The following is a 19,722-nucleotide window of genomic DNA, read 5'->3' on the forward strand; positions in this document are numbered from 1 at the left end:
AAACATACTCCCACTTTATGAAAATTAGAAGACAAATATGCGGCGCTTTAATGAAAAATGGGCTTTGATTTTCAAAGCCCATTTATTTGCTATTAATAAAATTAGCCGACCCTGGCTACGGTATGCTTTTGTAAAATTTCTAACAAAATCTCGTAGTCTTTTTCGATTTCGAGTAGCTTAAGTTGAATATCTTTTAGCGTATTGCCCTTACTTGCGGCCAGTACCTCTAGTTCAGTAAAGTGCAGGTGCAATTTGGCTGCGCCCACATCGCCGCAGGTTCCTTTAAGCGCATGGCTGGTGGTTGCAATCGCATGGTAGTCTTTGTCTTTGATTGCTTGTGTTAGCAGCGTTATTTTTTTATGTGAGCTTTCTAAAAACATCTTACTCACTTTGTTTAATAGCACCTCGTTATTCATCAAACGACCGAGGGCAGCTTCGCGATTCCAATGCTGTTTTTCTTCATCGATTAATTCTTCTTGCAGTATAGCGGGCGACTGATTTACCTCAGGCACGGCAATCGTTTTTGGCGCTGTATGATGTTTAGGGTACGTTGATGCAACCCATTTCGCTGTAGTGGTAATCAATTTATCCGCACTGATAGGTTTTGTGATGTAATCGCTCATACCTGCATTTAAGCACTTTTTACGCTCACCGAGCATGGCATTGGCTGTCATGGCAATAATTGGGATCTCGCTATGGTACTCTCCACCAGCCCCTTTGCGTATTTGTGCCGCAGCATCATAGCCATTTAACACGGGCATTTGGCAGTCCATTAACACGCAGTTAAATGGATCGTCTTCAGGTGCACTGGCCAATATTTCAATGGCTTGCTGACCATTCGACGCCATTTCAAAGCGCAGTGCCAAGCTCATTAATGTGCCTTTGGCAACTGCAGCATTTATATCGTTATCATCAACAATGAGCACTTTTGCGCCTGCAATATCAACATCTATGTGAATTTGCGTATCAGTCTCGCGACGAAGTGGTGTTGTGTCTTGAGCAGGCTGCTCTTGTATGAGTCGTTCATCAGCTAGTTTAAGTAAAAACTCAGAGATAAGCACAGGTTTAGATAAGCGCATAAAGGTGCAGAATTTAGCTTGCGGTGGTGGTTCGGTTGGGTTTATAAGCACCACTAATTTAAAGGGCAGGCTATGGTCATAGGTATTTTCAGTAAAGCTATCAAGTTTTGCGAGTAACGGATTGCCAGGCTCTAAAATTAGCGTATCAAAGGGCATGTTATCGCTTACCTCAAAGCTTTCTAGGTCAACATTCGTGAGCTGTCCACCGCAATGAGAGATTAGTTTTGTTAAGCTTCGTTCAAGCTCTGGTTGTTTAACTGACACAGCAAACACGCTGTCTTTTAAGCGGCTGCTTGGTTGGCGTTTTTCTACATTTTGGCTGTCTAACTGAATGGTAAATGTGAAAGTACTGCCTTTCCCCTCAGTTGATTCAAAGGAAATTTGTCCATTTAACAAACTAGCTAGTTGCTTACATATTGATAAACCAAGTCCAGTGCCGCCATATTGTGAAGCAACACTATTATCGGCTTGGGTAAAAGCACTAAACAATTTATTTTGGTTTTCAGGCGCAATACCAATTCCGGTATCTTGAATTGTGCAGCATAGCTCAACGTTATCATCGCTAAGTCGTTTGCTTGTGGCGGTAAATTTTATAAAGCCCGTTTTAGTAAATTTAATTGCGTTATTAATTAAATTGGTAATCACTTGTGAGTAGCGATGAGGGTCTGTAACAATCGAGCTGTACTCAACATCGGCAATATCTAAAATAAATTCAAGGTTTTTCTCTTGTGCTTTAACAGCCATGCTGCCACTTAAGCTTTCAAAAAACTTAATAGGGTTAAACGCTTTTTTGTCCAAGTCGAGTTTGCCAGCCTCAATTTTTGATAAATCAAGAATGTCGTTAATAAGTACGTTCAAGCTATTAACGCTTACCTCTGTCATTTCTAAATAATGCTGTTGTTGATTACTTAGTGACTCTCGTTTTATTAAATTGAGTGTGCCAATAACACCGTTTAGTGGTGTTCGCATCTCATGACTGATATTTGATATAAAAGCGCTTTTAACTTGGCTGGCTTTTTCTAGTTGGGCAGTTCTTTGTGCGACTTTAATTTCGAGTTCGTTATTTATTTGCTTAATTTTGTCGCTCGCTTGCTTTTCAACGGTAGTGTCGCGAATGAGGATGGCTGTGCCGTTGTGTTGATGATGTTCATCAAAGATAGCTGAAAAAGCGAGTGCTAAATGAGTCGTGTGTTGATTGCTTTGCTGATAGTCGACTTCAATTTCATGTTGCTTTCGTCGGCTTTTAACCTCGTTACATACCTCTTTAATGTTAATATTTGGAAATAGATTCAGTTTGTTTATATCTGCCCCTAAGACTTGTTCACGTTGAAAACCAAACAATTCAGTGGCTGCTTTATTCCAACTAGACACCAGACCGATATCACTTATTGCAATAATGGCATCTTTTGAGCCGCTAATAATGGCTGAAGATACCGCTCTTGCCTCGGCAAGCTCGCGGTTACGCTTTAAATTTCGATGCAAAAATCCAAGTACAAACACCAAAAAAGCAGATACGCCTAACAAAAATGCATAAGTGCTGATCCTCTGTTCGCGTTCCATCGCATTTATTTCAGAATGAGGAAGCATAATGTGGGCATCTATAAACCCTGTTTCTAAATCTCCAGTAAATGGAATGCGTTTACTTAATGCTTGGTATTGTTGCCCGCTTGCAAGGTTAGAGCTAATGCTGAGTATATTTTCTAGATAGGCGGGTTCAGATTTATACACTGAGTCCCAGCGTTTGTTTGGTGCTAAGTCGCGACTAAAGCGTAAGTCTTCATTTGGGTGTACTAAAAAGTAGCCTTCGCTGTCTGTTAGGATCAATGAGTTTGGTGCTTGTACCATCGCATTAAGAGATGCAAATAGGTGAGAGGTGTTAATGTTTGCAATAATCAGCCCATAGCGCTGCATATTTTCATCAAAAATGGGTAAGGCAATACGTAGCATAGGTTTATAAGGATAGTCGAGCTTTCCATATTCACGGTTGAGTGTTATTGCTGATAAATACATATCACCCTGTGGTAATTGCGAACTTTGCTGATAATAGTCACGGCCACATTTATCCTGTAACTGATTATCAGCTTTTACAACTATGCCACCGGCAGCTCTGTCTACTCTGATCAGTTCTTGTCCTGCTTGTTGCGTACTGATGATACGTAATTGCTCGAACTCAGCGTTGGATTGTAAAAACGCGACAAATATCGTTTCTAAACGTTTTTTCCATTGCTTTGAGGTGGTGCTATCTAGCGGATCATTGCCATCGTTCGCAGCGGCTCTTGCAAGCCCTGCTATGGGTGGGGTGGAGTATAAAAACTGTAAATCGTTTTTGTATTTATTAATACTCTCATTTATCTGCACATCTACGGTAGCGCTTGATTCTCTCAGTCGTTCAGCAACACTGTTATTAATATTTTTATGAAGTTGTAGCTCGAAAAAGAAGATTGCTGAGCACATAATGGCGCCGATAAAAGCAATCGCTAATGGCACTAAAAAGCGTCCTTCAGAGGTTGTTGCTTTTTTCTGGTGTAATACTTCGTAATCCATGGTTTAGCCCTCCATACCGAAAACGTGAGTCGGCAGTAAGGTTTGGTTTAGCTTAAAAACTAAAACTGGGTTCAGCAAGTATGCAAACACAGCGGTTTCTCCCTTGATGCTTGGCTTGATAGAGCGCTTTGTCGGCACAGCGAATTAGCTCGTCAGTGTCGATGGCTTCATGCCCAGAAAATGTTGCGCTACCAATACTAATAGAGAGTACTCCAGTGGTTGCATGTGGGTGTTCAATATTTAGTTCACGAATGTTTGCCAAAAGCTTATGAGCAATAAATTGTGCCCCTTGAATATCGGTGTCTGGCAATACACATAAAAATTCTTCACCGCCATAACGAATAGTAGTATCGGTTGGGCGGTTAACACTTTTTTTGATTTCATCAGCAACACGTTTTAGGCATTCGTCACCTTGTTGATGACCAAAAGAGTCGTTGTATTGTTTAAAGTAATCAATATCGAGCATTAATACTGAAAGGGCTTTATCGTTTCTGACGGCTAAACGAATGTTTTGATCAAGGGTGTTTTGTAAAAATCGTCGATTGTTTAAACCTGTTAGGCTGTCGTGCTCACAAAGACTTTTGAGTAAATCGGCTTGTTTTTTTTGCGTTAAATGAGCCTTTACGCGATTAAGTAAAGTGACGCCATAAACCGGTTTTGAGACAAAATCGACGGCGCCTGCTTGCCAGCACCTATTTTGGTCATCTTGATCCATAATGGCGGTGATAAAAATCACCGGAATATCGTTGTACTGGGAGTGTTTTTTTAATAGCTTGCAAACATCTAGACCGCTCATGGAGCCAAGCATCACGTCAAGCAGTATTAAATCAGGTTTTAGGGTTTCGCACAGGTGCAGCACGTTTTCACCGCAATCTGTGGTGTGCGTTTTATAGAAGGGCGCGAGCAAACTTTCTATTACGGTTGTATTAATTGGTTCATCATCAACAATCAAAATAACAGAATCATTTAGCTTTAAATCTGTGCGACTAGCTACCGGTTGCAAACTATTCCCTCCACGCGATGAATAAAGCATAGACTGAATTTTGGGGTTTTCTACAACTTAATAATTAAAAAAAAGTTATTTTTTTTGGCGAGACTGGTGAGATAGGACTAGAGTTTTTTTAGGTATAGATTCTGAGGGCGATGGATATGCTTTTTTCTCATCATAATAATTCACACAACAAAGTGCTTGTTGTTGATGATGAGCCAACTAGTTTATTAATAATGGCGGAGTCGCTGAGCGATCTTGGTGAAATTGTTTGTTGCGATAATGGAGCACAAGCAATTGAGAAAGCAGCTTCCTTTCAGCCTGATGTAATTTTACTTGATATCGAAATGCCAGATATGAATGGCTTTGAAGTATGTCAAAAGCTTAAAAACAACCCTAAAACCGCACAAAGTCATGTGATTTTTGTCACCTCTCATAATGAGCAAATTTTTGAATATCAGAGTTTTGCAAGCGGCGGAATTGATCTTATTCATAAACCCGTTGATTTAAATATTTGCCGGCTCAGAGTGCAAAATCAATTAAAGCTTAAACACCAAGAAGCACAAATACTGGCTGCAAAAAATGATATTTCGACACTCGTTGCGCAAGTACCTGTGTATATATCTTACTGGTCAAATACAGAGGAAAACCTCTTTAGTAATGATGAAACCGCCCATTGGTTTTCAAAAAGCAGCGAGCAAATGTTAGGTTGTTTCGCCAAAGATGTATTACCCGATGAATTATATGAGGCTTTTCATCGCTGCTTAACTGAAGGAATTGAGCAAGAAGTTTTAAATATTCAGTTGCCCAGCCCTCGCAATAGAATTGAATATGTTCGAGCGCAAATAAATTTAAGAATAAAAGAGCATGAAGTTGTAGGTGTTATTCTAACTCTTTCGGACATCACTTCAATTACTCATACAAAAAAACTGTTATCGAATGAATCTGAACGCTTACGGGTTATGCTTAATTCTATTGGTGATGCCGTAATTGCTACGGATAATAATGCAATTATTAACTTTATGAACCCCATTGCTGAGCGATTAACAGGTTGGCACGTTGAAGAGGCAAAAGGGCGCCATATTGAAGAGGTAATGAAGCTCGTTGATGCAACATCGAACAAAACACTCGTCAATCCTATATCTGTTGCTTTAAAAGAGCAGCGTATAGTTGCCATGGCGTTAAATAGTCAATTAACTGGGCTTGATGGGCGAGTTTATAGGGTCGAAGATTCAGCTGCGCCAATACGTGATGTTGAGGGTAACATTATCGGCGGTATTATTGTGTTTCATGATGTCAGTGAATCAATCGCGATGGCTGTGAAAATGAGTCATTTAGCAAATCATGACTTGCTAACAGATTTGCCTAATCGGGTGTTATTACACGACAGGGTCACTCATGCTTGTAAAGTTGCAAGTAGCATGAATAAGAATGTAGCGTTAATGCTGATTGATATCGACCACTTTAAGTACTTAAACGACACTTTAGGGCATCACCAAGGTGACTTAATCATAAAAGATGTTGCAAAGCGGCTTGAGTCTTTAATTGATCTCAATACGACATTGGCAAGAATTGGTGGTGATGAATTTGTCATCTTATTACCCGATGTAAAGAGCGCCTCTGTAGTTGATGCCATTGCCAGCGATATTATTAACACCATGAATGAGCTATTTCGTATTGATAGCCAAGAGTATACTTTATCGGTTAGTGTGGGTGTGAGTGTTAACCCTGCGGACTCCACTCAAGCAGAAGAGATGATGACTCATGCAGATGCAGCAATGTACCGTGCTAAAGAGCAGGGACGTAACCGTTTTTGCTATTACTCCGATGACTTAGAGTATCAATTTAAGCAGCGTCAAAGCGTTGAAAAGCTGTTAAGAAATGCTATTGAGCAAGATAAAATAGAGGTGTTTTATCAGCCGAAACTAGAGCTCGCAACCCGGAAGATCATGGGGGTCGAAGCTTTAGTACGACTTCGAGATAACGACAATAAGCTTATTTCACCACTGGATTTTATACCCCTTGCTGAAGAAACCGGACTTATTCATGCCTTGGGTAAGTCGGTGCTTAAGCAAAGCTGTAAAGCGGCTAAAGAGTGGGCCGATAAAGGGCATAAAATCAAGGTTGCCGTAAACATTGCTGCAAAACAGTTTACCGATGGTAATTTTTGTAATCTAGTTGCTGACACCATTGAACAAGCGGGGCTTGCCAGTGAACTGTTAGAGCTTGAAGTTACCGAAAGCGCGTTGATGCATGATTTTGATGAAATAAAAGTCATGCTTAATAAGCTCGCTGACTTGGGGTTAACTATTGCTATAGATGACTTTGGTACGGGTTATTCAAGTTTGTCTTATCTAAAGCTTTTTCCTGTTGATGTACTCAAAATAGATCAATCTTTTGTGAGAGATATGCTCAATGATACGCAAAGTATGGACATTGTTAGAACGATCACCAGCTTAGCGCATACTTTGAATTTACAAATAGTGGCTGAAGGTATTGAAGAAAAACAGCATTTAAATAGTTTAATCGACTTAGGCTGTGAGTTTGGGCAGGGGTACTATTTTCATAAGCCCATGCCCAAAGAAGAGTTTGATAAGCTATTAGGTTAAGCCATGGTGTGGCTGTAAAGGATGCCACAGCCGATAAAGATAAGTGCAACACCGCCGATTGCTTCGGCTTTTTTGCCAACCCAGCCACTCATTACGTTACCAAGTAGTGCGCCTATGGTAACCATAATTGTGGTTGCTAGGCCTATCATGGCGGCAGCTAAGTAAATATTTACTTTCATGAAAGCAAGGCTGATACCGACTGTCATCGCATCTATACTGGTACCAACGGCGGTTAACACAGTAGCAATAAAAGAGCGCTTACTATTAGGAGCAAGTTCCTCTTCATTATCGTCATCTTTACGACTTTCAAGTAACATATGAATGCCTAGACCCACTAACAGCACAAAGGCAATCCAGTGATCAAACGCTTCAACGTAATCAGCACCGGCACTGCCAATCAGCCAGCCAACAATCGGTGCAATGGCTTCGATACAGCCAAACAATAAACCAAGCTTGATTGCACTTAAAACGCGAGGATTTTTAAGCGTACTGCCTTTAGTGATTGAAGCTGCAAAAGCATCAGTCGACATTGCAAGCGATAAAACGCTTAGCGTAATAATATTCAATTTTTTGCGCCCCACAAAAAGTGCGTATTATACGCGGCTGAGCCGTAAACAGATAGGTTAATTTACGGCTCGAATAGGTAAAGGGGAGCTTAATAAGCGCTGTACTGGTAGTGATTCATTTGAGTGCCATCCTTAGGGGCAAGCTTTGGCTCAAGTTTAATAAGCTCTTTATAGAGATTAGGCGTAAACACTTTAAGTCGCTTAGCACGACGAAAGTGATTAGGCTCATATTGGCTAACTAGTTTTAATGCACTTGGCATATAGTCAGCGAGGGTTTGCGTGTTGTAACTTTGCTCAAGTGCTTGGTCAAGGATATCAAGCCCAGGTTTAGAAAAATCATGCGCAACTGCAAGGCTTATTAAAAACTCAACTGCTGCATTTGAATGCATACTTGCATAAAAATACATATCGTTGTTTTTCATGTCTTTTAATGAAAAATCAAAGCCGTTATCAGCTAATGTTTGCCATTGTGCTAATGGTAAATCAGTAAATGAATAAAGAGTTTCTGGTGGCGTTGGATCTATTCTGTTTTGCCAAATAGACGTCAATTGTTGACTATCTTCTATCGTTGCTGCAAGCAACATATTTGTCTGATGGGTACTAAGTTTTGCAGTTTGTGTAATAGTTGCTACCGTATTAAAGTCTTTTTCAATAATCGCTTCCCTAAAGGCTAAATATTGAATCGATGTTTGATGTTTATATTCATTCGAATGCAAAAATTGCCAATTATGAACCTGTACAGGGTCGATTGCCTGAAGGGTGTCGGGTGTCAGCGATATTTGCTGGACTTCAAGCTTTTCTATTTCTTTGAGTGCCTGAGAACGTGTTTTTATTGCCTCAAGTGAATTGATCCGCTGCTCTATCGTTTCACACTCAGGAGTTATTTTTTTGGCTTGCTGTTTATGTAGCTCATATGCACTGAGTGCTTTAGATATTGCAGAGTTATCTTTATCTTTACGCTTAAATGCTTGGCTACTTGGAATTAGCGTTATATCTTTTAACTCAGTAAAAGCATCATTAGCAACTTGGTCGCCAACGAATAAAAGACTACTCGGTAAAAATGAAGATTTAAGCATCAGTAGCTTATCGTTCGGTGTGTCGCGCACAAGCTCGCCGTGAGCTCGATAACCTTTATTTTTTAGATAACTTAGTGTTTCTAAGTGTTTGCTCTGTAGTGGCTTCACTTCGCTATTTGAGCTGCCTTTTAGGTTTACAATGGCAATATCCATCGCCGTAAATACATTTGGCTGATTAGTTGGCTCAATACCTCGCTCACTTAATAACTTTAAAATTGGTACATTAAATTCACTAACGGCTACATCAGCAAGGTTTAAATACAGTTGTTCATCCATAAAGTCATCACTCATTGCTGTAGGCGAGCCGCCTAGCTGTGCAGTTTGAGAGATCAATGCTGTTAAATACTCATTAGGTAAGTTGCTTTTTAAAGCGACAGCAATGTCGTTAACAGTAAACTCTTTGCTGGATATTGCGTTTTCAAACTCAGTTAAGCTAAGCACATGAGCATTAACAAGAAACAAAATAGAGGGTGAAATGAGTCGTGATGGACCGATTTTAAACGGTGTTTTTAAATAGTTATTAAAGTCATCATTGTTATCCAATAGTTTGTACAGTGCTGTTTTGTTTACTTGCTCAGGTAATGGAACATTAAACATCATTGAGCCAGTATTTTGACTAAGGGGTCCATTAATTACCGTTAGTTGGTTGATTGTATCAGTATCAAAAGCCTCAATTATTTCAATCCCTTGCCAGCTTTTTAAGATACTTACTGATGCGGTATATTGAAATTGTTCTTCAGCATTCTCTTTGAGTGCATTAATAAGCAAAGTCTCAAATGAACGGTAAGATATTTTCACAAGTTCTGAATAACTTAAAATATCCTTAAGGGATTGACCGTCTTTTAGAGCTTGTTTAAGTGCAGCTTCGATTTGGCTATGATCAGCCGCTGCTTGAGTGGCTTTTAAACTTTGTTGCTTACACTGGCGTTTGGCTAGCTTGAGCTTAGCCAGCTTTGTTGCTTTACTATTTGGCTGGCTTGATGGTTCAAAGAGGCTAGTAGCTTTCTCTTGTTCAGCTACAGTACCAGTAGATGTTGAAACTTTATTGTTTATAGCTGCGATGGGAGTGGGTTTATCTAATGTCAGGTAGGTCCCAAAGGCACAAAGCCCTGCAAAAACGGTTAGCGAAATACCTTTTTTCATATTCAATCCATGGATTTATCTTGCGTGAAGTGTATGGCTTCATAGTTTGATGTCAATAATTTGGGGACGAAGTGCACAAATAGCCGACAAACAACTAATTTGCCGGCTTTATGCTGTAGCTTAATGTAGTTTCATTTTTGGTCTAACAACTCTAAGTACTTTTTCACTGATCCACAGTGCAAAGGTTTTGGCGCTGCCGTGGATTGCACGTTGATGCATACGATAGAGCGAAATATACATAAATCGCGCTATTTTTCCTTCAATAAAAAAGCTATTACTGGTTAAATTACCCATTAAACTACCTACTGTGCTGTAGCGTGACAAGTTAACTAAAGAACCATGGTCACTGTAGTTAAACACACTCAGGGGCTGGCCTTTGAGTGTCGCAATCAGGTTTTTTTCAACACATTGTGCCATTTGATGGGCCGATTGCGCTCTTGGTGGCACTTGTGAACCATCTTCTTGGGTGAATGCACAGCAATCACCAATTACAAAAATGTCGTCGTTAACACTACTTTGCAGGTATTGGTTTACCTTAATTTGGTTATTGCGAGTGAGCTCAAAGATACCAATACCTTTAATAAAATCAGGGGCTTTTACACCCGCAGCCCAAACCATAATATCGGCTTTAATATGTTCATCGTTTTTGGTGATAAAGCTGTTTTCTGTGGCTTCTTTTACTTGTGTGCCTTCGCGCACTGTTACCCCTAATTTAACCAGCTCTCGCTTAGCTGAGTTAGCAATGCGCTCGGGTAAAGCGGGCAAAATTCGCGGCCCTGCTTCAATTAAATCAATGTGTAAGCGTTTGGCGGTCATTTTATTTAGGCCATACATTTTTAGCATGTCTGACACATGATAAAGCTCAGCCGACAGCTCAACCCCGGTTGCACCACCACCCACTATGGCAATGGTTAAAGAGTGCTGTGGGTCGTCATCTTGATGTAAACGGGTGAAGTTATCGAGTAGAGCATGCTGAAAGCGCTCAGCTTGCTGGTTTGAATCAAGGTAAAAACAGTGCTTGTTAACGCCTGGGGTATTAAAGTCGTTACTGACACTGCCTATAGCAAGTATTAAGTAGTCATAACTGACTTGGCGTTCAGGTAAAATACGGTGGCCAAGTTCGTCTTTTAACTCGCTTAAAGTAATGGTTTTGTTGGTTTGATCTAAGTGGCAAAAGCTGCCGAGTTGAAAATTATAATGGTGTTTTGCTGCATGAGCTGAGTATACAACGCCGTCTAAATCGGCATCAATCGACCCTGTCGCTACTTCATGAAGTAACGGCTTCCAAATATGGCTGCGGTTTTTATCGATTAAAAGTATCTCTGCTTGACGTTTTTTCCCGAGTTTGTGTCCTAATTGTGTTGCTAGTTCTAAGCCACCAGCGCCACCACCGATTATCACGATTTTAGGAGGTTGGTTAATCATCACGTTGCCCTCAAAAGTATAATACCTAAACACTCTTGAGCAAAAGCGCTTAGGTATTGCAAATCCATCAATACCCCATGGCAACGCGCCCATTGTGCGCCTTTTTACTGATTTTGTCAGTACCTGTTAAGAACAATATAGTGCGCTTAGTTATATCAATAGCCTTGGGAGATAGCGTTAAACAAGTTAACATGGCTAATTCGCAGTAAGAGACCTATCATTACCTGAAAAGGGAATGACAGTGAGGGATCAGGATGACTACACCACTACACACTTCGTTGAATCAATACTTTGGCTTTAATGAGTTTCGCCAAGGTCAGCAACAAACCATTGAGCAGCTATTAAATCAGCAATCGTCGTTGGCAATTTTTCCAACTGGCTCGGGTAAATCTTTGTGCTATCAATTAACCGCATTGCACTTACCTAATTTGACCTTAGTGGTTTCACCATTATTGGCGCTGATGAAAGACCAAATCAGCTTTTTAAATAGCAAAGGTATTTACGCGGCAAGCCTTGATTCAAGCCAAACCAGTGAGCAAAGTCATAAGGTAATGAGTGATGTGCGAGCAGGGAAGGTGAAAATTTTAATGGTCTCAGTTGAGCGCTTTAAGAATGAACGTTTTCGTGAATTTATTAAACAAGTGCCTATTTCGATGCTGGTGGTTGATGAAGCGCACTGTATATCTGAATGGGGTCACAACTTTAGGCCTGACTACTTAAAACTGCCGCGCTATCGTGACGAGCTTAATATTCCATTGGTATTGCTACTTACTGCTACCGCCACTAAAAAAGTAAAACGTGATATGTGTGAGCGTTTTGCTATTGCCCCAGAATGTGTAGTACAAACTGGCTTTTACCGAAGCAACCTCGATTTATCAGTGCTTAGTGTTGCAAGCCAAGAAAAATCTCAGCAATTAGCAAGTATCATAGCCAGCCAACAAGGGGCTGGAATTGTTTATGTCACCTTACAACATACCGCTGAGCAAGTGGCCGAAGGTTTGGCTAGAGCGGGCTTTAATGCGGTGGCTTATCATGCAGGCCTTGAGGATAACAAACGCTGGCAAATTCAAGATGATTTTATGGCGGGTAAAATCAATATAGTCGTGGCAACCATTGCTTTTGGGATGGGCGTTGATAAGTCAGATATTCGTTTTGTGATCCACTATGATCTACCAAAATCGATTGAAAACTATAGTCAAGAAATTGGTCGCGCAGGACGAGATGGTGCCTCATCAAACTGTTTTACGCTAGCAAACTTAGATGGCTTAAATACCGTAGAAAACTTTGTTTATGCTGACACTCCCGAGCAAAGTGGTATTGAATATGTCATTAATAACATTCGCAACGAGCAAACTAACAACCAATGGGAAATGCAAGAGTACAGCTTATCAAGCGAAAGTAATATTCGTGCTTTGGCGTTAAAAACCTTACTTGTGCAGTTAGAAATCCAAGGGGCTATTACACCTTTATATGCCTATTACGCCGATTTTAAATATAAGTTTTTAACGGATAAAAATGAGCTGCTTAGCCAGTTTGATGCTGATCGACAAGCCTTCTTACAACACGTATTTAAACACACCGAGTTTAAGAAAATTTGGGGCACACTTAATTTTGATGCGCTAACAAGCGCTACTCAAGTTGACAGAAAACGTGTGGTTGCAGCGCTCGATTATTTAGCAGAAAAAGGCCATATAGCACTTGAAACTAAACGTATCACGCAAGTGTATGAAGTTAATAACTCGGTAATAAACCACGCTGATTTAGCGCAGCAACTTCACCAATACTTTATCGAAAAAGAACAGGCCGAAATTAAACGTATCGCCACTTTAGTACGCTTTTTTGAGCTAGATAGCTGCTTAAGTTATAACTTAGCCCGCTATTTTGATGACCAAAATGCACCACAGCAATGTGGTCATTGCTCAGTATGTAGAGGCCAGCACGTAAAACTCAGTTATTCATTAGTGCACAAAATGCCTGAGCAAAATGTGATTGCTAGTAAAGTTGCTGAGCTTAAACAGCACTTAGCCGCTAAAGGGATTGGTGATGTCAGCATCGACACGCAGTGCCGATTTTTAGCGGGCATGAGCGTACCTTTATTTACTCGTAACAAAGTTAGACAGCTATCAGGCTTTGGCCTTTGCGAACAGCAGCGATACAGTGACATTAAAGCCCTGCTACAGCAGTTGTAGCAGGTTTTAAATTGTCAGCACATCTTCCTTGGGTTGTGCAATTATGTTTATGTGTACTGTTTTAAATTCGTCAGAGAGGGTCTTTGAAACATTGTTCACCAAGTGTTTCTTAGAAGATAGCAAAGTTTAAAAAAGCTTCATTTTAGCAATAGATACAGGATTGGTGGTTTGTTTATCAATCAGTCCTGTGAACAAAGAAGATCATAAGTAAGATGCATTTATATGCTCAAAAGGCTTATAAAGACACATTACAGTTGTGTTTTTACTTCCTCCAAAAGGTACGCGTAAAAAGAGCAAAAACAGTAAAGTATTCCAAACGACCGACAAGCATCGCGCCGGTTAATATCCATGTTCCTGTGTCTGAAACTGGCGCAAAGTTAGCGCCTACTTCACCAAACCCCGGTCCGAGAACATTGACACATGCTGCAACTGCAGAAAATGCACTCCAAAAATCCAGCCCAGTAAACATCAGCAATAATGTAAACAGCATGCTTGATCCTGCGGCAAAGGTCATAAATGCCATAACGGCATGAAGTACGTCATCTTTTACAGGGCTGCCTTGGTACTTAATGGTGAATATAGCGCGGGGGTGAAGAAGTTGTTTAAAGTTATAGTTGAGCATTTTAACCACAAGAATGTTTCTGATGATTTTATTTCCGCCAGCTGTTGAGCCCGCGCATCCACCTAAGTAGCCGGTGATGATAAGTAAAAATCCGACAGCTTCTGGCCATTCAGTAAAATTTGCAGCACCAAACCCTGTGCTGGTTATAAACGACACGATATGAAAGGCTGAAAAACTTAATGACTCAAAAATAGAGGAGTAGGTATCGTGACTGTATAAAATAACGCCCGACAACGCTGAAAGGGCAGTAATGATGTATATAAAATAACGAGTTTCTTCATCAGCATAGTAACTACCGAGCGCTCGTTTGTGGACGACTCTAAAGTGCAGGGCAAAATTAATAGCTCCTGCAATCATAAATAAGTTGGCGATCCATAAAATTAAATGACTTTTGTAAAACCACATACTGGCATCGTGGGTTGAGAATCCTCCCGTTGAAACGGTTGTTAGCGCATGAGCGATTGCATCGTAAAAGGTCATGCCTGCAAAATAGTAAGAGACAGTACATAACACGGTTATGCTTAAGTATACACTCCATAGGTAATGCGCCGTGTTTGCAATACGAGGCGATAGCTTTTCATCTTTAATTGGTCCAGGTGTTTCGGCCTTTAAGAGTTTCATCCCACCTATATTAAGCATAGGTAGAATAGCCACAACGAAAATTACAATGCCGAGCCCTCCCATCCATTGTAAAAACTGGCGGTATAATAAAAATGTACGAGGTAAATCATCCAAGCCAGACAGTATTGTAGCGCCGGTGGTTGTTAATGCGCTTATCGACTCAAAGATGCCGTCTGTAAAGGTCACTTTGGTGACTAAAATGATTGGAATTGCTCCTAAAAAGCCAGCAATCAACCAGGTGGCTGTCGCATAAATCAGTGCATCCCTAAAGTTGGCAAGTGATGAATCAACATGCTGGGTTTTTAACAGTATGACACTTGCTGTAAAAAGCATTATTGACGCAGGTAATAGGAATGACACAGATACATTATCTTTAAATAAAAATGCCGATAAAGCTGCAAATATCAACTGCACTATGCTCATCCACAAAATAGGGAAAGCGAGTAATCGAAATGTGATTTTCCAATTGATCATATGTTTACTGATTTAATGAACGGCTATTAAACCAGCATGTTATTCAAGTAGGAGCCGATGTCTTTAGAGAGAGTGAAAGCTTTATAAAGATTTTATGCCGAGATAAAAAAACTTTATAAAAACTTTATAGTGACAAAATTGAAAACCCTTTAATCTAATAGGGACAAAAAATAAGTGAAAAAATGATGCAGTCAGTATTCAAAATACAGTATTTAAAAGCCGCATTTTTAAGTGTGTTAATGCCACTTGTGGTGGTGCTCGCGATATTTCCGTTTCGAGAACTGTTTACAACCACCGATATTGTCATGCTACAGCTTCTGTGGGTGACATGGGTTGCGGTTCAAAGTAATCGCCGTGTTGCAGCACTTACCACCTTAGTAAGTGTTGCCTGCACGGACTGGTTTTATGTGGTGCCGTATTTTACTTTTCATATCGAAAATATTGAATATGTGGTTACCTTTTTGGTGATGTTGATTGTGGGTTTAGTGATAAGCCACCTTGCAGGGGAGCTCAATACCAAGGTTCGCGATGTGCAAGCCCATGCAAGTAATAGTCGCTTGCTGTATGAATTAGCTAAAAAACTCAATGAGCTCGACAGCCTTGAGGAACAAAAGCAGCTGTTTTTAAAAACCATGGCTGCGCATTTAGGGGTTGCGTGTGATTGGCAGTTAATAGCATCTAAGCAGTTTATTTATTTAAATGAACATCAAGCGGAATTTGGCGGTATCGCGTTTGCTAAAGCACTCAATGCTGAGCAACACGCTTTGGCAAATACGGCGTGCTCTTTATTGTATCAGGTTCAGGAAAAAACCTTACTTCGTGAACAATCTGCGGCGATTAAAGTACAGGCGGAGCTAGAAAGGTCAAAAAACACCTTATTGCGTAGTTTATCTCACGACTTACGAACGCCATTAGCGACCATAATGGGGGCATCGAGCATGTTGGCCGATGATGATATTCAACTAAGCTCAGAGGTTATCAAAGAGCAAGCAGCTAATATTTATGAGCAAAGTAAAATTCTTAACCAGCACTTTGATAAAGTAATGGAGCTCAGTAAAGTTAATAAGTTAGCTGAGAATATTAAATGGCAAAAACTGCCCATTTTGACCTTAATTAGCGAAGCTAAATCACGCCGTCAGCAACAACTAGAAAACTTTAAACTTCGCATCGAGGCTCAGCAACAAAGCATCTGTTTTGGGGATGAAACCTTACTAGAAATTGCCTTGGCTAATATGCTCGAGAACGCTGCTCGCTACGGTGATGATTCGGCAAGCATACAATTTATTGAAACGGAAAATGAGTACCAAATTGTGTTAACCAATTCTTTTGATAATAAGTATGAGACGAGTCAAGATGAAGGGGTTGGCTTAGGTAGTGTGATCTGCGATGTGGTTGCTAAATGTCACCAAGGATGTTTTGAATTAACCCTCAATGAGCAAACAAAGCAGGCAACAGCTATATTAATTTGGAGTAACCGCCGTGGCTAACATTTTGGTTTTAGAGGATTCACCACCTCTGCAAAGTTTTTTAAAAACATTGTTAAAAGCTAGTAATTATGAGGTTAGTGTATGCGCCAAAGGGCTTGATGCGTTTTCGCTTTTAAGCCAGCAGCAGTTTGATTTAGTATTGCTTGATTTAGGCTTGCTCGATATGGATGGGCAAGATTGGCTGGTAGAATTTAGGCTGTGGAGTTTGCTACCTGTGCTAGTACTTTCTGCACGTGACGGCGAAACAGAAAAAGTCACCGCCCTTGATAACGGCGCTAATGATTATCTGACCAAACCATTTAGTGCAAACGAACTGTTAGCTAGGATACGGGTACTTCTACGCACGCAAATAACACCAAGCCTGACCCTTAAGTGTGGTGATATTCATATAGACCCACATAAGCATGTGGTCCGCAAAGGCGATGAAGAAGTAAAATTAACTAAAAAAGAATACGCTATTTTGCTGTTATTTTTTCAGCAAAAAGACAAGGTGTTAACGCATAACGCTATTTTATCTGAGGTGTGGGGAGAGCAGTATATTAATCGCCCTGAATATGTACGTGTACATATTGGTCAGTTAAGACAAAAGCTAGAAAAAAATGCAGCGAGCCCTAAACATATCTTAACCGAGCCTGCTGTAGGTTACCGCTTAGTTGAATAAATTATCTCTTTACATTCCTTTAAGTTGAGTTTGTAACTCTACTTAGGTAATGTTTTAGGAAATAACAATAATAAAGTGGAAGTCTATTCATTGGTTATGTATCAAAATACTGGGCAAGGAATCAGTTCATTGTCTAATACACAGCTCGAAGACGTTATCGGAGAAATCGAGCAAGCCATAGAATGGCATCAATCTTGGTATAGAAACTTATTAAGGAGCTTAATTGCAGATATACCCGCAGATGATCAAGACTTAAGCGATAATGCTCATAATCTTTGTCTCTTTGGGCAATGGTTCAATAAACTTCCTGAGCAGACCCTAAACCTTCATCCTTATTTTTCAGAAATCGCTTCAGCGCATCAAAAAATGCATCAAGGAGCCAAAGTCCTATCATCGTTAAAAGAGTCTAATTCAGCTATTCCTGTGAATTTATTGGACCAATTTCATACTGATTTAGATAGTTTGCGAGATTATTTTGAAGCTATCAATGATGAGCTTTATGAACTGTTACACACCCGCGACCCTTTAACCGGTGCTACAAACCGAGCAAACTTAGTTGAAAACCTACAAAAAGAGCAGGAACTTTGTAAACGTAAATCTTTGAGCTGTGCGCTAATAATGATCGACCTTGATCACTTTAAGCGTGTGAATGATGAGTTTGGCCATGGCGCGGGTGATAAAGTGTTAATAGCGCTTGTTAAATGCATTAAATCCCACTTAAGAGAGTACGATCAATTGTATCGCTATGGCGGCGAAGAGTTTTTAATATGCTTACCACACACAGAGCTTGAAGGTGCCAAGTCCTTTTCTGAGCGACTGCGAGCAGCCGTTGCAACTTTAAAAATCGAAATTGGCAATGATAAACACATTAATGTAACTGGCTCATTTGGTGTCGCGCTAATAAATGCCAATGATGATATCGAAACTGCAATCGAAAGGGCTGACCAAGCCATGTATCAGGCTAAAAAGTCAGGCCGCAATCGAGTTTGTACGGTTTAAATTAACCTTTGACACCGGTGAATGCTTTTATTAGGCCTGCTTGATAAAAAGGATAAACGCTCGTAAAGCCCGACGCGGCGATAATTTTTTCAATGACTTGAGTTTCTCTTAGCGCAACGTCATTCTCATAAGCCTGTTTTACTTTTTCAATTTGTTTAGGGCTGACTGCGGCTGATGACATAACACTTAACCAGTGACTAAGCTGCTCTGGGTAAGTTTCGGCACTTTGATTGGCGCTTAAGTCTGCACTGATCAGTAACCCACCAGTTTTTAAACGTTTATGTATATCAGCAAAAAATGCCACCCGTTTTGGCTCATCAACAATAAACTGCGACACTAATACGGCTGTTGCTGCATCAAAGGGTATTAAGTTTTTGAGTGAACTTAGATAACCATTATGAAACTGGCATCGTTGTGCTAGCCCTGCTTGCGTTAAGTTGTGTTTGCATACTTTGAGCATCTCAGTCGAGGGTTCGACAGCGGTGAAGCGAAATGCTGGGAATGCCTGTGCTAAATGCAAAATTTCATTTCCGGTACCTGCTCCAACGCAGAGAATATACGCATTGCTTGGCAGTTTGCAGAATAAAGGCGACATCATAAAATACAAGGCTTGGCTAATAGGTGCCATGTTTTGCCACTGTGAATCGTAATTAGCTGCTTGTTGATCAAATAAGGCGGTGACTTCGTGTTGTTGCATAGTAAAAACCCAATAGGTAACTTTTAGTGTTACAGAAGTGGTTAGCTTACTTTGTTTTAGGTAACTTTAAAAGTTGCTTAATGAGAAATTCAAGTGAAATGGTGATTTAAAGCATACCAATTCACTTAATTTTTAGGTTGAATGTGAGACTGAGCTATATCGCCAACAGTGTTTCGACTATGAAACGATAATAGCTTTGAAAATTCAAAATCAGTAAGTTTAATGTCGTTATTCGATGTCCAGGTAACTTTGTAGCTGTTGTTACTTGGGTGCCCGTCTAGTGATAGCAAGATAGTTTGGTCGCTTGGTTGCGCTACGCGACTGATAGATATCAGTGTTTCATAGTTTGTTGTAGCACCACAGTTTATGACTGATACCACGGCTTGTTTATCTTTATCTGGTGATAAGAACACCTCATATTGCTCTTCACCACACCAGTTTGGTGTGATAGATGAAATACCCCAAATAAGTAACGCTAGAGTGCTAAACCCCCAAAAAATAGCAGCACCAACATGCCAAAGTATTTTTAGTGCTTTACTCAT

Annotated in this window: 13 protein-coding genes; 5 read left to right on the forward strand and 8 right to left on the reverse strand. The window is 40.2% G+C overall.

From position 1 onward, the window contains the following. Window positions 1-101: 101 nt before the first annotated feature. Window positions 102-3,623 carry an ATP-binding protein gene (locus HCZ11_RS01045; protein WP_167657371.1) on the reverse strand — a complete coding sequence of 1,174 codons (3,522 nt, stop codon included), beginning with the start codon at window positions 3,621-3,623 and terminating at the stop codon, window positions 102-104. A gap of 52 nt (window positions 3,624-3,675) precedes the next feature. After that, entirely contained in the window at window positions 3,676-4,626 is a 951-nt protein-coding gene (locus tag HCZ11_RS01050) for a diguanylate cyclase (protein ID WP_254869046.1), read from the reverse strand. Between the two features lie 146 nt (window positions 4,627-4,772). Here HCZ11_RS01050 and HCZ11_RS01055 point away from each other — a divergent pair, with 146 nt between their 5' ends. Further along, on the forward strand, window positions 4,773-7,220 hold the full coding sequence (locus tag HCZ11_RS01055) for an EAL domain-containing protein (RefSeq protein ID WP_167657373.1): 2,448 nt from the start codon (window positions 4,773-4,775) through the stop codon (window positions 7,218-7,220). On the opposite strand, the gene HCZ11_RS01060 is transcribed toward HCZ11_RS01055, so the two are convergent. The 3 genes from HCZ11_RS01060 to HCZ11_RS01070 all read right to left on the reverse strand — a co-directional run bounded on the left by HCZ11_RS01060 (window position 7,217) and on the right by HCZ11_RS01070 (window position 11,430). Beyond that, the gene (locus HCZ11_RS01060; RefSeq protein ID WP_130052927.1) at window positions 7,217-7,786 is read right to left on the reverse strand and encodes a manganese efflux pump MntP family protein; all 570 of its coding nucleotides are present in this window, start codon (window positions 7,784-7,786) and stop codon (window positions 7,217-7,219) included. The two genes, HCZ11_RS01055 and HCZ11_RS01060, sit on opposite strands and share 4 nt — an antisense overlap. Window positions 7,787-7,875: 89 nt before the next feature. Beyond that, window positions 7,876-10,005 (reverse strand): hypothetical protein, encoded by a 2,130-nt coding sequence (locus HCZ11_RS01065; protein ID WP_167657374.1) that lies wholly within the window; start codon window positions 10,003-10,005, stop codon window positions 7,876-7,878. 120 nt (window positions 10,006-10,125) lie between these two features. Then, on the reverse strand, window positions 10,126-11,430 hold the full coding sequence (locus tag HCZ11_RS01070) for an NAD(P)/FAD-dependent oxidoreductase (RefSeq protein ID WP_167657375.1): 1,305 nt from the start codon (window positions 11,428-11,430) through the stop codon (window positions 10,126-10,128). A 254-nt stretch (window positions 11,431-11,684) separates the two neighbouring features. On the opposite strand from HCZ11_RS01070, the gene HCZ11_RS01075 reads away from it, so the two are divergent. Next, the gene (locus tag HCZ11_RS01075; protein ID WP_167657376.1) at window positions 11,685-13,619 is read left to right on the forward strand and encodes an ATP-dependent DNA helicase RecQ; all 1,935 of its coding nucleotides are present in this window, start codon (window positions 11,685-11,687) and stop codon (window positions 13,617-13,619) included. A gap of 262 nt (window positions 13,620-13,881) precedes the next feature. Here the strand turns inward: HCZ11_RS01075 and HCZ11_RS01080 are convergent, their stop codons facing one another. Next, complete coding sequence (locus HCZ11_RS01080) at window positions 13,882-15,336, reverse strand: TrkH family potassium uptake protein (protein ID WP_167657377.1); 1,455 nt, start codon at window positions 15,334-15,336, stop codon at window positions 13,882-13,884. A gap of 182 nt (window positions 15,337-15,518) precedes the next feature. Here HCZ11_RS01080 and HCZ11_RS01085 point away from each other — a divergent pair, with 182 nt between their 5' ends. The 3 genes from HCZ11_RS01085 to HCZ11_RS01095 all read left to right on the forward strand — a co-directional run bounded on the left by HCZ11_RS01085 (window position 15,519) and on the right by HCZ11_RS01095 (window position 18,483). Further along, window positions 15,519-16,823, forward strand: coding sequence for a DUF4118 domain-containing protein (locus tag HCZ11_RS01085; protein ID WP_254869047.1), 1,305 nt, complete (start codon window positions 15,519-15,521; stop codon window positions 16,821-16,823). Beyond that, window positions 16,816-17,484, forward strand: coding sequence for a response regulator (locus HCZ11_RS01090; RefSeq protein ID WP_130052922.1), 669 nt, complete (start codon window positions 16,816-16,818; stop codon window positions 17,482-17,484). The genes HCZ11_RS01085 and HCZ11_RS01090 overlap by 8 nt, the downstream gene beginning before the upstream one ends. Before the next feature lie 129 nt (window positions 17,485-17,613). After that, window positions 17,614-18,483 (forward strand): diguanylate cyclase, encoded by an 870-nt coding sequence (locus tag HCZ11_RS01095; protein ID WP_167657378.1) that lies wholly within the window; start codon window positions 17,614-17,616, stop codon window positions 18,481-18,483. Between the two features lies 1 nt (window position 18,484). On the opposite strand, the gene HCZ11_RS01100 is transcribed toward HCZ11_RS01095, so the two are convergent. Beyond that, window positions 18,485-19,180, reverse strand: a complete 696-nt coding sequence (locus HCZ11_RS01100) for a class I SAM-dependent methyltransferase (protein WP_167657379.1) — start codon at window positions 19,178-19,180, stop codon at window positions 18,485-18,487. Window positions 19,181-19,305: 125 nt separating this feature from the next. Next, window positions 19,306-19,722 carry a hypothetical protein gene (locus HCZ11_RS01105; RefSeq protein ID WP_130052919.1) on the reverse strand — a complete coding sequence of 139 codons (417 nt, stop codon included), beginning with the start codon at window positions 19,720-19,722 and terminating at the stop codon, window positions 19,306-19,308.

The sequence above is a fragment of the Pseudoalteromonas sp. HF66 genome (genome assembly GCF_011806445.1).
Taxonomy (GTDB): domain Bacteria; phylum Pseudomonadota; class Gammaproteobacteria; order Enterobacterales; family Alteromonadaceae; genus Pseudoalteromonas; species Pseudoalteromonas apostichopi.

Coding starts and splice junctions, on each gene's coding strand:
- HCZ11_RS01045 (WP_167657371.1), bottom strand. CDS start 3,623: ATGGATTACGAAGTATTACACCAGAAAAAAGCAACAACCTCTGAAGGA.
- HCZ11_RS01055 (WP_167657373.1), top strand. CDS start 4,773: ATGCTTTTTTCTCATCATAATAATTCACACAACAAAGTGCTTGTTGTT.
- HCZ11_RS01065 (WP_167657374.1), bottom strand. CDS start 10,005: ATGAAAAAAGGTATTTCGCTAACCGTTTTTGCAGGGCTTTGTGCCTTT.
- HCZ11_RS01070 (WP_167657375.1), bottom strand. CDS start 11,430: ATGATTAACCAACCTCCTAAAATCGTGATAATCGGTGGTGGCGCTGGT.
- HCZ11_RS01075 (WP_167657376.1), top strand. CDS start 11,685: ATGACTACACCACTACACACTTCGTTGAATCAATACTTTGGCTTTAAT.
- HCZ11_RS01080 (WP_167657377.1), bottom strand. CDS start 15,336: ATGATCAATTGGAAAATCACATTTCGATTACTCGCTTTCCCTATTTTG.
- HCZ11_RS01085 (WP_254869047.1), top strand. CDS start 15,519: ATGATGCAGTCAGTATTCAAAATACAGTATTTAAAAGCCGCATTTTTA.
- HCZ11_RS01100 (WP_167657379.1), bottom strand. CDS start 19,180: ATGCAACAACACGAAGTCACCGCCTTATTTGATCAACAAGCAGCTAAT.
- HCZ11_RS01105 (WP_130052919.1), bottom strand. CDS start 19,722: ATGAGTAAAGCACTAAAAATACTTTGGCATGTTGGTGCTGCTATTTTT.